The organism is Flavobacterium zepuense (assembly GCF_007097145.1).
GTDB lineage: Bacteria > Bacteroidota > Bacteroidia > Flavobacteriales > Flavobacteriaceae > Flavobacterium > Flavobacterium zepuense.
The window spans coordinates 54607-67541 of sequence record NZ_VJVZ01000005.1; the positions used below are offsets into that span (position 1 = coordinate 54607).

The following is a 12935-nucleotide window of genomic DNA, read 5'->3' on the forward strand; positions in this document are numbered from 1 at the left end:
ATATGAGCGAAATTTCAAAAGATAAAAACGTAGATATTTCAAGCTTTAATAATAACCAGGTAGATATTAAACAAATTCTTGGGCAGTACATTATCCACTGGAAATGGTTTGCACTTAGCGCCATTGTTTGTGTAATAGCTGCGTCGGTTTATTTAAGGTATGTGTCGCCTATGTATAACATATCGGCTACCATATTAATTAAAGACGATAAAAAAGGAGGCCTTGCATCAGAGCTTTCCGCTTTTAGCGAATTAGGCGTTATTAAAGGTGTAAAAAGTAATACCAGTAATGAGTTAGAGCTTTTGCGCACGCGCTCGCTTGCTAAAAAAACGGTTAAAGAGCTGGAACTTAACGTTACTTATTTTCAGGAAGGGCGTTTTGCAAAAAAAGAGATGTATAAAAATATGCCCATAAAGGCAAGTTTTTTTAATACTACCGATGATTTTCTTACAAGGGGCTTAGGTACTTTTATAATACAGGTTAAAAGCCCTACAAAATTTGACCTTCTTAATGCTAAAGAGGTTAAAATTGGTGAATACTCATTTGGCCAGGCCATAAAAATGGACAGGGCTACCATGGTAATTACCAATACTTACAATAAAAAAGAAGCCAGTAAATCTACTTTCATAATCAGTATTGGCGGTTTAGAAAGTGTAGCCTCTGCATACCGTGGCAGGCTAAATGTTTCTAAAGGTAATGAGGAAACCAGTATTTTAACGCTTTCTATAGTAGACCCTATTAAAGAAAGGGGTATTGATTACATTAATGCAATTATTGATAATTACAACCAGGAAGCTATTGATGATAAAAACGAAGTAGCAAGAAAAACGGATACTTTTATTAACCAAAGGCTGGACTCTATTACCCGCGACCTTGATATGGTTGAAATGGGTATCGAAGGCTTTAAAAAAGAAAACAGGATAACCGACCTTGTTGCTGATGCCGGTGTGTTTTTGGAGAGTAACTCAAGCTATGAGAACAGTGCCCTTACTAACCAAACACAAATAACGGTGGTAGAGGTAATGCTTGATTTCTTAAAAAAGAGTACTATTGACGATGTTATTCCGGATAATATAGTACCAAGCGGCGATGCTGCACCCTTGGTGTCAGAATATAACAGGCTTGTACTGGCAAGGCAGCGCTATAAAAATAGCGGTACGGAGGCTAACCCTACGGTTATCTTTAACAACCAGCAAATTGAGGCTATAAAGAGAAATATTACTGAGAGCCTTATTAACCTTAAGCGCTCTTTACAAGTTTCGCAAAAAGACCTTGAGCGCCAGGAAAGTATACTTGGAGGTAAAATTAAAAAATACCCTACTCAGGAGCGTGAGTACAGGACGCGCAGCAGGCAGCAAACTGTAATAGAAGCCCTTTACCTGTATTTGTTACAAAAGAGGGAAGAGAATGCTATTAGCATGAATGTAACGGCGCCAAACTCTAAAATTATAGATGAGGCATATGCTAACCCATCGCCTATATCGCCTAAAAAGAATGTTATTTACCTTGGTGCATTTATATTTGGCTTATTTGTACCATTTAGCCTTTTATATGCTAAACAGTTATTAGATAATAAAATACACAGCGTTAAAGACCTGGAAGACCTTTCTGTTCCATACCTTGGTGATGTACCTAAATCAGAGTTTAACAGCGAGCTTATAAGCCAGCACAGCCGTTCGGCTACAGCAGAGAGTTTACGTATCATACGTACTAACCTTGAGTTTATGCTTGCCAATATACCTGATGGAAGGGCCAAAACCATATTTGTTACGTCTACCATTCCTAAAGAGGGTAAAACATTTATATCGGTTAACTTAGCGGCTACACTGGCGCTTACCGGTAAAAAAGTTTTATTGATAGCGATGGACATCAGGAACCCTAAGCTGGATGAGTATATTAATGTACCATCTAAAGGTTTAACCAACTACCTTTCTTCTAAAGAAACAGATATTGATAAGTATATCTTTAAACAGGATGGTTTTGAGAACTTTTATGTATTGCCCCCGGGTATCATTCCGCCTAACCCTGCCGAGTTGCTTATGAGCAACAAAGTAGCCGAACTGTTTGAAAAGCTTAAAGACGAATATGATTACCTTGTTGTAGATACAGCGCCGGTAAGCCTTGTTACCGATACAATGATACTGGCTCATTTTGCCGATACCTTTGTGTATGTAACCCGCGCCAACCACCTTGATAAACGTATGCTTGCATTACCTGAAACGCTATATAGGGAGGGCAAACTGCCGGGAATGGCAATGTTGCTTAATGATACCGGCAGCGAAAAAGGCTATGGTTACGGGTATGGCTACGGCTACGGATATGGTTACGGATATGGCTACGGACCGGATATACAAAAACCAAAGACTTGGAAAGACAAGATTTTCGGGAAGAGAAAATAGAAAGGGGAAACCCCAATTGAAATAAAAAAACACCTTCTTTACATGCTAAAGAAGGTGTTTTTATTTAATGCGGTTATTAAAGGCGCGGTGTTTTTTAAGAGCACCGGGTTTTTATAGGCCTGTACGTGCCTGTCGTGGTGGGTGTCAGATCCGGTAAAGTCTATCATGCTCTCTTCCAGCAGTTTTTTGGCAATATCTGCAACCGGCTTGCCATAATATCCTGTAACCGATAAAAGGTTAAGCTGAAAAAGGCATCCCACTTTTTTTAGCTTGGTGTATTCTTCCGGTTTAAAATGGTAAAATAAATAACGCTCCGGGTGGGCAAGTACAGGTTTGTACCCTTCAAGCTGCAACTGGTATACAATATCGTATAACTGTATAGGTGGATTTAGGTAGGACATCTCTACCAAAACATAATTATCTTTTAGTGTAAGCAGCGGCTCTGTTTTTAAGAGGTTTAAAAACACTTCGTCCATAAGGTATTCTGCGGCAGCTTTAAAAGGCATGGTGTGGCCATGCTGCTCTAAATACAGTTTGGTGGTGGTTTCTTTAGTAGTAATGCCCTGGCGGGTATTATTCCATACTCCTGTAAGTACGTGGGGCGTGGTTATAAACTGACCAAAACCATAGCCTTTAAGGCTTTGTATAAGCGCAATGGTATTGCTCTCGTCTTTAGAGCCATCGTCTATACCCGGCAGCAGATGCGAGTGTATATCTACATACCCGTCAGGTATCAGGTCGGCTAAGCGGGGTTTTGGCTTATTAAAGAAAAACACGGTAGTATGATTTAGGGGTTATCTAACAAAAATAATCATTATTAACCAACCTTTAGATACTATTATGCGTTATGCAGCCTTTTTTTGGTATTTGCGTTTAACGCCCTCATTAAAAGAATGGCAACTAAGGCTATAAGTGGCAGTACAATTAAAAAGTAAGGCTTGGTTATAACGATCACTAAGTATAGCGCCATGCAGGCAAAGCACACATAAATCGTTGTCTTAACTGCCGTATACCTGCCCAGGAAGATAAAAAATATAAGCAGCAGGAAAAGCGGATTGATGAGCAGGGCGTTGTAGTTTAACGCGATTTCTTGATGGTAGGAGTACAGCCCAACAAAGGTAAAAAACACGCCCAGCAGCCCGAAAACAGCTATTAACGACCTTTGCACTACTATGTTCCTGGAAAAATACATTAATGCAAGGCAGATGATTATCCAGGTATAAAAGTTATTCCATACCGATATGCTCTCACTGCCAATGGCTTTGTAAGCTGTTACGGTAGGCTGTGCAAGCGGCCCTGTTGTTGTTTTGGTATTGGCTACGCCCTGTAAAAGCTGGTTGGGCAGGAAGAGCTTATACTGCTCCATATCGGTCTTGTGGCCAAAGATAAGGCTGATGCCCAGGTTTTCGTAAAAGCTGCTGTTTAGCCTTTCGTATATTATTTCACGGTTGGTTTTGCCGGCATCATCATTTTTCATTGATATCCCTCCCGGTATGTATCTGGTAAAAATATCGCCTACCATAGTGGTGCAGTTGCGGTCGAAAAACTTATAGGTATAAAAACGCTTATCAGAATTTAACGTGGTGGTAAGCTCGTTGTATATCTGCTGCTTTTGTGTGGGGGAGAGGTTAAGCTGCTGCTCCAGCACATCGCGGTTGTAGTATTGGTAAGTGTATACAAAGTCTTCATAAGAGCTGGCAGAAACAAAATACTGTAAATCGCCTTTTACAAATTTGAGGTAAAAGTTAGGGGTGCTAAAATCAAACGTACCAAAGTTATACACCACATCCAGGTTTGCGGCAGGATCGTGAACCCTAACGGCGGTGTGCCCAAAAACCGAGTACAGCTCGTTGCCGGGCCCGCAGGTTATCAGGGTTATATTTGCCTGTGGCGACAGTGGAATTTGTGCCGAAGCTGTAGTGGTAATAAATAAGGTTACAAGTAAAAGCAGAGCAACTTTTAATGTGCGCATTGGTGGTGAGGTTTTATCGCCTAAAGATACCTAAATCTACTTTAAGAGAAAAAATATTAGAGTATAAAGCTACACTCTGGTCGCCAATATCGGTAAGGGCATAATCTACCGATATGCCTTTGTATTTAAAGCCCAGGCCAATATTGGGCTGAAAGCTCAGGCTGGTAGAGTTGTCAATTTGTTTTTCATTTTGAAAGTTACCCACGCCACCGCGAAGGAAAACAAGGTCTAAATAACCAAATTCAAAACCTACGGCCGGGTCGATGCTTACAAAATCAAGGTTAACAATATCGTTGGTCTTAAAAAACTGCATGTTCATGTTAGCGGCTACAAGCAGGCTGTAATCGTAATGAAAGATGAATTTTTTAGAGATACCCAACTGTGCTTTGGGCAGTGTGATCTCACTTGTTTCGGGGAGTTCCTGGTTTTGGCCATCTACGGCACCGCTTACGGTTGCATACTCATCTTCATCAATAGCCCAAACATTGTATGTGGTAGTGATATCACGAAGCATAAGGCCGAATTTCCATTCGCTCCTGGTTTGGTACTGAAAACCAAGATCAAAACCAAAACCCCACGAGTTGGCAAATTTACCTATTACACGGCGTATAACCTTGGCGTTTACACCATAGGTAAAGCCATCTAAAGGTGCGGCACGGGCGTAGGATACCGTCATGCCATAATCGGCAGCCGAGAAAAGGCTGATACGGTTATAATCTATGTTACCCTGGTCGTCTATTAATTGTGTGGTATTTAAGATGTCATCTACCCCAAAACGGATGATAGATACCCCAAGGGCACTCTTTCTGTCTTCCAGCGGCATAGCAAAAGCGGCATAATCATACTGGGCAATATTGGCAAAATAACTGGCGTGCATAAGGCCAAGCTGCTTATCTTCAACCGCCATAAGGCCTGCGGGGTTCCAGTAACCGGAGTTTACATCGGCAGTATGGGCAGTAACGGCATTGCTCATTCCCAGCGCAGCGGCATCTACCCCAATGCTCATAAACTCATTGGAGTACTTTCTAACGGCCTGGCTGTGAGCAAGAAATGGAATGTAGAGGAATAAAATAAAAAGTAACTTTCTCAATGCTGTTATTTTGTGCAAATATGACATAAAATTCTCAATTACTAAACTCCAATTCTATTAACTTATTGTGTTAACTTTGTGCATATAAAAAATTACCAGCTATGTCTTTTAAGAAACATGTACCTAACCTTGTAACCCTGCTTAACCTTACAAGCGGCCTTATAGCCCTTGTGTATGCTTTTGACACAAACTGGCAAATGGCTTTTTTATGGGTATGTATAGGTATATTTTTTGATTTTTGGGATGGCTTTTTTGCACGCATCTTTAAAGTGCAAAGCGAGCTTGGCTTACAGCTGGACTCCCTTGCCGATATGGTTACCAGTGGTGTTGTGCCGGGCATGATAATGTTCCAGATGCTGGTAGGCATAGCCGATAACCAGGAGGAGTACAACCTTAGCCCCGATAATTTTTACCTGGGCATGCTGCCTTACGTGGGTTTTATAATCACGCTTGCCTCTTGCTACAGGCTTGCGAAATTTAATATTGACACCCGCCAGACCGACTCTTTTATAGGGCTGCCTACACCGGCAAACGCCCTGTTTATTATGAGCCTGCCTGTTATACAGGCGCACAGCGACGGTACCGGTTATGTATTCTCATTGCTTAGTAACCCGTATGTGCTTATAGCCATAAGCCTGCTTAGCGCCTTTATGCTTAACAGCGAAATACGCCTGTTCTCCTTAAAAATTAAGTATTTTAACTGGGATACCAACAAAACACAAATTATCTTTTTAATCGTATCGGTTATACTGCTGTTCTTACTGCAATATTCGGCCATACCGTTAATTATATTGTTTTATGTGGGGCTATCGGCTATTATGGGTAAATATACCGCCAAAGCCGCATAACCATGAAGCGCACGCCGGCAAGAAAGCCAGCTGCCAACCCCATGAGGGCCGTGGCAACTACCACACACAAAAAGGCAGTACGCAAAAGGCCTAAACCAAAAAAATCTAATAAAACAAGTGCGGGTCAGCTACTTAAGTATTCATTCCTGCTGCTGTTTATTTCCTTTATTATAGCGGCGGGCTACCAGTACCGCCATGGCTTTTTGTACTACCTGGGCTTTAAAACCAACAAGCGCATAGAGGCCCTTACCAAAGAAGAAAAGAAAATTGCCAGCCTGCGCCTGTACGAAATTGTATCGCGCCATAAAGACAAGGTTTTTGGTATAGATGTTTCCCATTACCAGGGCAAGATAAACTGGGACAGCATAGAGCGCAAAACCGGCGATTTTCCGTTAGATTTTGTGTTTGCACGCGCTACGGTGGGGGTGGGGTCTGACTCTGAATTTAACCGCAACTGGCGACATGCCGGCAAAAATGGTTTTATTAGGGGTGCCTACCATTATTACCGCCCCAACGAAAACTCCCTTAAACAGGCCGAAAACTTTATTAAAACGGTAAAGCTTGGCAAGGGCGATCTGCCCCCGGTTTTAGACATTGAAAAAATACCCAGTGAGCAAAGCATGGACAGCCTTAAAAGCGGCCTGAAGCGCTGGCTTACTAAAGTAGAAAAGCACTACGGCGTTAAGCCGATTATTTATAGCGGTGAAAGCTTTTATACCGATTTCTTAAAGAAAGAATTTGAAGACTACACCCTGTGGATTGCCAACTATAGCTTTTTTGAAGATGAGATACGCAAAGAGTGGCTGTTTTGGCAGTTTACCGATAAAGGCAGCATTAAAGGCATAGAAGGCCCTGTAGATGTAAATATTTATAATGGCAATGTAAGCCACCTTAATGAGCTTAGGCTCAAGTAGCGTGGTATGAGTAACGTAACAAAACCATCGTTCAGGTATGATATTAATGGCCTTAGGGCCATTGCTATTATTGGGGTGCTTTTGTTTCATTATAAAGTGCCTGCCTTTACAGGGGGCTTTGCCGGGGTAGATGTGTTTTTTGTAATTTCAGGCTACCTGATGAGCCGTGTGGTTATGAGCCAGATTGATAAAGGCACATTTTCTTACTCTGACTACTTTGAGCGCAGGCTGCACCGCATTGTACCTGCGTTACTGTTCTTAGCCGTAACACTTACCATAGCATGTTTCTTTTTTTATTTTCCGGTTGATTATACATTGCTATCCCGAAATGCTGCTGCAAGCATAGCGTTTATCTCTAACATTGTATATCGTAGTAAAGTATCGTCTTACTTTGCCCCGTCGGCCGATGGTAATATGTTTTTGCATACGTGGTCGCTCTCGGTAGAGTGGCAGTTTTACCTTGTTTATCCGTTGGTGCTTTGGCTGATGCACAGGTTTTTAAGCAAGGGTGTTTTTAAGCCGGTATTTATAGTGCTCACTTTGTTATTGTTTGTTCTGGCCATTGCAATTTATAAGTATAGTGCCGGGTATGCTTTTTACCTGTTGCCTGCGCGTGCGTGGGAAATGCTCTTTGGAGGACTTGCCTTTTTTGCTGAAGTCCGCTTTGCATCCTTCCGGTTTAAAAGAGGTGCTGCACTCGTGGGTTATAGTATGATACTGGCAAGCTTTTATTTGTTTGATGAGGCATTGCCCTGGCCGGGATTTTACACGCTCCTGCCTGTTATGGGTACGTTTTTAATTATAGTGGCCAACTATAACAACTTTGTAGTGGTACGCCACAGCAGCATGCAATTCATCGGCAAAATATCCTACTCATTATACCTTTGGCACTGGCCGGTTTATGTAATTGCCCAATATTACGGTCTGGGAACGGGTTTTCTTGTAGTAGCTGCCTATTGCGCGGTTGCAGTACTATTAGGCTACCTGTCCTTTATATATATTGAAAGCATTACTTATAGGCGAAAACGGTTTGTAGTCTTCGCTATGCTTTTAGCAGGCGCAGGGGCATATATGCTGAGTTATTGCAATGCCAATGCGGTGTTGTTCGATAAAAAAACGCATGCTATTGCCGGTTACACTGTGGCCGGGGCTAAATTCTTCAATCAATATAAAAAAGGTACTTGTTTTGTTGAGGCTATGCCTGCCTACAAAAAAGAGCCCTGCCTTTGTATTGAACCCGGTAAAAAGAACATCCTGCTCATCGGCGACAGCCACATGGCGCAACTGGCACAGTCGTTAGATGAAGGTTTTGCCGGCACTGATATTCATTTTTTACAGGCCACGGCTACGGCTACATTGCCTACCGTAAAAAGCTATTATAATAAAAAGAACAATATCAGGCAGTTGATGGATTACGTGTACCATGATTTTATCCCTAAAAATGCCGGTAAGATCGATGGGGTTATCATAACAGGTAACTGGGCTGGGCAAAGGCTTGTGGAGCGCGATAGTATTTTAGAGGGACTTAAAGAGTCGCTGGCGTATCTTAAGAAATACAATATCCCCGTGTTTGTTATCGGGCAGACCGAACGCTATACCGTTCCGTACCCTGTAGTTGCAGCACGGGCGTGGCAGTATGGCACCGCAAACAACGATTTTTACCTTGATGGTTACACGAATGATATTGATGATTATTTGGCGAGCCATCTTAAGGGAAGTTACATAGAGGTGCTAAACAGGGGTGACTTTCCACCTTTATCTAAAAACAACGAACCCTATATGAGGGACAAAGATCATGTTACAAAATATGGCGCCGACCTGCTTGTGCAAAAAATTAAGGGTAACCCTATAGCGAAAGAATTTTTTGACATAAAGGCTGATAAATAGTTTGTTTGAAATGCGTTGCATTAATTTTCTTTGCTATTTTTGGAAGATAACCAACCATTCACAAACATGAAAAACTTACTTCTTTACGGCTGTATGGCTATTTTAGCTGTAGGCTGTGCTGCCGGTGCAGGCGGCAAAGCTGCAAAGGTTGCAGATGATTACGGCTACTCTGAAAATAACCCAATAAAAGTGGGTGGCGTGGGCGACGGCCCAGCTAATGAGAGGGCTTACCTTAACAGGCTTAAGGGGCCTAATGGAGAACGCATAACCTATACAAGAAATGGTAGCTGCTGCCATTTTGAAACGTCTAAAGGCTTTTTAGGGATGGGGCTTTTAGATATTTATATGGTAACCGTACAGGGGGATAGTGTGCCAAAGAAACTATATATTAATATGTATGATAAGGCTAAGTTATATGCTCCTAAAGGATTTTTAATAAAGTAACTGTTGTAAGAAAAATATAAGTGCGGTATTTTTAGTTTTGATGCACTCAAATAATTAATCGATCAATTTTATCTCATGGAAACTCAAACCCTGTTGAATCATTTTTTACGATATATCGTGAAAATTAATTTCATGGGTTGATGACCGATTTGAATTTAATGCGTGATTAATCGCAACTCAAAATTTTAAACTCCATATTGAATTTTCTAATAATATTTCAATCTTTCAATGTTTTAATCTTTCAATTTTGATTTCTTATCTCAATATCCAAAAGTGAAATATTAAGTATTTTGTAAGTGTAATACTATAATTTTTGGGTATAAATACAGATATTTTGTGCAACTCAAAATCCAAAAGTGAAATATTAAGCCAAAAAAAGCAGGTTTTAACCTGCTTGCTTATAATGAATATATTAAAAATTTTCCTGATCGGGGACAGTAGCATCGGCAGTATCTGTTTCGCCTTTTGCCTTATGAAAATCGATCTTTTTCTTACGAAGTTCAAAATTCTGACCCAAATATACCTTTCTAACCATCTCATCCTGAACAAGTTCCTCGGGTTTTCCTGCTTTTAGGATACCACCCTCAAACATCAGGTAGGTTTTATCGGTAATGGCAAGGGTTTCCTGTACGTTGTGGTCGGTAATCAGGATGCCGATATTCTTGTCTTTAAGCTGAGCCACAATACGTTGGATGTCCTCAACGGCCACGGGATCTACCCCTGCAAAGGGTTCATCCAGCAAGATAAACTTGGGGTCGGTAGCCAGTGCGCGGGCAATTTCGGTACGTCGGCGCTCGCCACCGCTAAGTAGATCGCCTCGGTTGGTACGTATGTGCTGCAGGGAAAATTCATCTATAAGTGCCTCCATCTTAGCCTCTTGCTCTTTTTTAGAGAGGGTGGTAAGCTGTAAAACGCTCATAATATTGTCCTCAATACTCAGCTTCCTGAATACCGATGCTTCCTGGGCAAGGTAGCCAATGCCGTGCTGGGCTCGCTTGTACATAGGGAAATCTGTAATCTCCATAGTATCAAGGTATATCTTGCCGCTGTTGGGCTTTACAAGCCCCACGATCATGTAGAAAGAGGTAGTTTTACCGGCACCGTTAGGCCCTAAGAGCCCTACGATCTCGCCCTGGTTTACCTCTACCGATATGCCTTTTACAACACTGCGGCCTTTGTAGGTTTTTATTAAGTTATCTGCTCTTAATTTCATGGTAATCAGTTATATAGTGTCGCCGGCTGCTTTTTCTTCCAGCGCTTCCCAAAACTCATAGGCACGGCGCAGGTGCGGGATAACAATGGTGCCGCCCACAAGTGTGGCAATGCCCAGTGCCTCCATAACTTCCTCTTTACTAAGGCCTTCCTTATGGCTGGTCTCTAAGTGGTATTTTACACAATCATCGCAACGCAGCACCGCCGATGCCACAAGGCCCAGCAATTCTTTAGTCTTAACATCAAGGGCACCAGGCATATAAGCGTTGGTGTCCAGGTTAAATATACGCTTAACAATTTTATTGTTATCGGCCAAAAGTTTGTCGTTCATCTTTTGGCGGTAGTCGTTAAATTCCTGTACTATATCAGCCATTTGCTTCTTCTTTTAGTTTGCGTTTATTCATTCGTGCTGCAATAAGTATGCTAACCTCATACAATATCATAAGTGGTATGGTAACAATCAGCTGGCTAACAACGTCTGGAGGCGTTACTATTGCAGCAATAATCAGGATTATCACTAACGAGTATTTTCGGTATTTCCTTAAGAATTCGGCAGTTACGAGCCCAATTTTAGCAAGGAAAAAGATAATGATGGGCATCTCAAATACCAGTCCACACGATATAACCGTTGTTTTTATGAGGCTGAGGTAAGAGTCTATATCAATATTATTTTCTACCACCGTACTGATTTGGTAATTACCTAAAAAGTTGATAGACAGCGGCATAATAAGGTAGTAGCCAAATAGCACCCCTAAAAAGAATAGTAGCGAGGTAGATAGTATAAAGCCTACTGCATTTTTGCGCTCTTTATCATACAAGGCAGGGCGTATAAATTTCCAGAACTCCCATAAAATAAAGGGGAAAGCGAGGATTATACCCGCTGTTACAGAGGTCCATATATCGGTAGAAAACTGCCCGTCCATAGTACGGCTTTGCAGTGAAAAAGGGAATTTTGCGGCACAAAAACTCTTATCGAGGTCATATTTTGTAGCAATATCACAAAAAACGCGGTAGGTAAAAAAGTCGGTTTTGGTGGGTGCAAAAATTATGTTTTCAAAAATGTAGCTGCTAAATGTAAAGGCTACACACGCACAGATAACAATTGCTATACTGCTGCGTACCAGCAGCCAGCGCAGTTCTTCTAAATGATCAAGGAACGACATTTCGCCGCCCACACTCTTGGTTTTTGCCATGTTAAACTATTCCTTCTTTTAAGATATCGTGCAGGTGCAATATGCCCTTATATTCGCCATCATCTGCCACAACAAGTTGTGTAATGGCGTGGTTTTCCATTGTATTTAAAGCATCTTTAACCATGCTTGCGGTTGTAATTGTTTTGGGGTTGCGCGTCATAACATCGGCAGCGGTAACCCCGGCAATACTATCCCTGTCGTTAAGCATGCGTCTAATGTCTCCATCGGTAATAATGCCTATAAGCTTCTCATTATCAATAACTGCGGTAACACCAAGCCTCTTTTCAGATATTTCCATGATCACATCTTTAATACCCGCGGTTGGCGCCACTATCGGCCTGTGCGTACCATCCAGCATATCGCCTACGCGAAGTAACAGCTTTTTTCCTAATGCACCACCGGGATGGTACTTTGCAAAGTCCTGGCTGGTAAAGTTACGCATTTCCATAAGGCAAATTGCAAGGGCATCGCCTAAAACCAGTTGTGCCGTGGTACTGTTGGTAGGGGCAAGGTTTATAGGGTCGGCCTCCTGTTCTACATACGCATGAAGCACGTAATCGGATTCTTTTCCTAAAAACGAATTTTTATTAGCCGTCATGCCAATAAGTATGTTGCCGCCGCGTTTAAGTAAGGGTACCAGTACTTTAATCTCGGGGCTGTTGCCGCTTTTAGAGATACAGATAACCACATCGCCCGGCTGCACCATGCCTAAGTCGCCATGAATGGCTTCTGCGGCATGTAAAAAAAGCGTTGGTGTACCTGTAGAATTAAGAGTGGCAACAATTTTTGCAGCAATAAGGGCGCTTTTACCTATACCGGTTATAACCAGCCTGCCTTTGCAGTTGTATATGCTTTGTACAGAACTTGCAAAATCGTTGTCTAAATATTGGGATAGTGCGGCAATGCTCTCACTTTCAGAAAGTATGGTTTTCCTGGCAGATGCCAGTATTGCTTCGGTATTTGTCAAACTTGCTAA

12 protein-coding genes are annotated in these 12935 nt (G+C 41.8%); 5 read left to right on the top strand and 7 right to left on the bottom strand.

The features are described 5' to 3' along the window. The first annotated feature begins 2 nt into the window (after nt 1-2). On the top strand, nt 3-2399 hold the full coding sequence (locus tag FMM05_RS09050; protein WP_143373054.1) for a GumC family protein: 2397 nt from the start codon (nt 3-5) through the stop codon (nt 2397-2399). A gap of 38 nt (nt 2400-2437) precedes the next feature. Here FMM05_RS09050 and FMM05_RS09055 read toward each other — a convergent pair whose 3' ends face one another. The 3 genes from FMM05_RS09055 to FMM05_RS09065 all read right to left on the bottom strand — a co-directional run bounded on the left by FMM05_RS09055 (nt 2438) and on the right by FMM05_RS09065 (nt 5461). Next, entirely contained in the window at nt 2438-3175 is a 738-nt protein-coding gene (locus FMM05_RS09055; RefSeq protein WP_185965543.1) for a tyrosine-protein phosphatase, read from the bottom strand. Nucleotides 3176-3237: 62 nt separating this feature from the next. Continuing rightward, nucleotides 3238-4371, bottom strand: a complete 1134-nt coding sequence (locus FMM05_RS09060) for a lipoprotein N-acyltransferase Lnb domain-containing protein (RefSeq protein WP_143373055.1) — start codon at nt 4369-4371, stop codon at nt 3238-3240. Nucleotides 4372-4384: 13 nt separating this feature from the next. Continuing rightward, nucleotides 4385-5461 (bottom strand): putative type IX sorting system protein PorV2, encoded by a 1077-nt coding sequence (locus tag FMM05_RS09065; protein ID WP_235894387.1) that lies wholly within the window; start codon nt 5459-5461, stop codon nt 4385-4387. Nucleotides 5462-5562: 101 nt separating this feature from the next. Between FMM05_RS09065 and FMM05_RS09070 the strand changes: the two genes are divergently transcribed. From FMM05_RS09070 to FMM05_RS09085, 4 genes are all read left to right on the top strand, one after another. After that, nucleotides 5563-6309 (top strand): CDP-alcohol phosphatidyltransferase family protein, encoded by a 747-nt coding sequence (locus FMM05_RS09070; protein WP_143373056.1) that lies wholly within the window; start codon nt 5563-5565, stop codon nt 6307-6309. Nucleotides 6310-6311: 2 nt separating this feature from the next. Beyond that, nucleotides 6312-7223: a glycoside hydrolase family 25 protein gene (locus tag FMM05_RS09075; RefSeq protein ID WP_143373057.1), complete on the top strand. Its 912-nt coding sequence runs from the start codon at nt 6312-6314 to the stop codon at nt 7221-7223. Between the two features lie 6 nt (nt 7224-7229). After that, nucleotides 7230-9110, top strand: coding sequence for an acyltransferase family protein (locus FMM05_RS09080; RefSeq protein WP_143373058.1), 1881 nt, complete (start codon nt 7230-7232; stop codon nt 9108-9110). Between the two features lie 66 nt (nt 9111-9176). Further along, nucleotides 9177-9554, top strand: a complete 378-nt coding sequence (locus FMM05_RS09085; protein WP_235894388.1) for a 2-dehydro-3-deoxyphosphooctonate aldolase — start codon at nt 9177-9179, stop codon at nt 9552-9554. Nucleotides 9555-9966: 412 nt separating this feature from the next. On the opposite strand, the gene lptB is transcribed toward FMM05_RS09085, so the two are convergent. Genes lptB through FMM05_RS09105 form a run of 4 tightly spaced genes read right to left on the bottom strand, consistent with a single transcriptional unit; the run spans nt 9967 to nt 12926 of the window. After that, nucleotides 9967-10767: an LPS export ABC transporter ATP-binding protein gene (gene lptB, locus FMM05_RS09090; protein ID WP_143373059.1), complete on the bottom strand. Its 801-nt coding sequence runs from the start codon at nt 10765-10767 to the stop codon at nt 9967-9969. Between the two features lie 9 nt (nt 10768-10776). Next, entirely contained in the window at nt 10777-11139 is a 363-nt protein-coding gene (locus tag FMM05_RS09095) for a carboxymuconolactone decarboxylase family protein (protein ID WP_143373060.1), read from the bottom strand. Next, the gene (gene tatC, locus FMM05_RS09100; protein WP_185965545.1) at nt 11132-11959 is read right to left on the bottom strand and encodes a twin-arginine translocase subunit TatC; all 828 of its coding nucleotides are present in this window, start codon (nt 11957-11959) and stop codon (nt 11132-11134) included. Before tatC ends, FMM05_RS09095 begins: the two co-directional genes overlap by 8 nt. Nucleotide 11960: 1 nt before the next feature. Continuing rightward, the gene (locus FMM05_RS09105; protein ID WP_143373061.1) at nt 11961-12926 is read right to left on the bottom strand and encodes a KpsF/GutQ family sugar-phosphate isomerase; all 966 of its coding nucleotides are present in this window, start codon (nt 12924-12926) and stop codon (nt 11961-11963) included. Between the last annotated feature and the right edge of the window lie 9 nt (nt 12927-12935).

What these genes read in the sequence shown, in the direction of transcription:
- FMM05_RS09050 (WP_143373054.1), top strand. Translation starts at nt 3, where the DNA reads ATGAGCGAAATTTCAAAAGATAAAAACGTAGATATTTCAAGCTTTAAT.
- FMM05_RS09060 (WP_143373055.1), bottom strand. Translation starts at nt 4,371, where the DNA reads ATGCGCACATTAAAAGTTGCTCTGCTTTTACTTGTAACCTTATTTATT.
- FMM05_RS09070 (WP_143373056.1), top strand. Translation starts at nt 5,563, where the DNA reads ATGTCTTTTAAGAAACATGTACCTAACCTTGTAACCCTGCTTAACCTT.
- FMM05_RS09075 (WP_143373057.1), top strand. Translation starts at nt 6,312, where the DNA reads ATGAAGCGCACGCCGGCAAGAAAGCCAGCTGCCAACCCCATGAGGGCC.
- FMM05_RS09080 (WP_143373058.1), top strand. Translation starts at nt 7,230, where the DNA reads ATGAGTAACGTAACAAAACCATCGTTCAGGTATGATATTAATGGCCTT.
- FMM05_RS09085 (WP_235894388.1), top strand. Translation starts at nt 9,177, where the DNA reads ATGAAAAACTTACTTCTTTACGGCTGTATGGCTATTTTAGCTGTAGGC.
- lptB (WP_143373059.1), bottom strand. Translation starts at nt 10,767, where the DNA reads ATGAAATTAAGAGCAGATAACTTAATAAAAACCTACAAAGGCCGCAGT.
- FMM05_RS09095 (WP_143373060.1), bottom strand. Translation starts at nt 11,139, where the DNA reads ATGGCTGATATAGTACAGGAATTTAACGACTACCGCCAAAAGATGAAC.
- tatC (WP_185965545.1), bottom strand. Translation starts at nt 11,959, where the DNA reads ATGGCAAAAACCAAGAGTGTGGGCGGCGAAATGTCGTTCCTTGATCAT.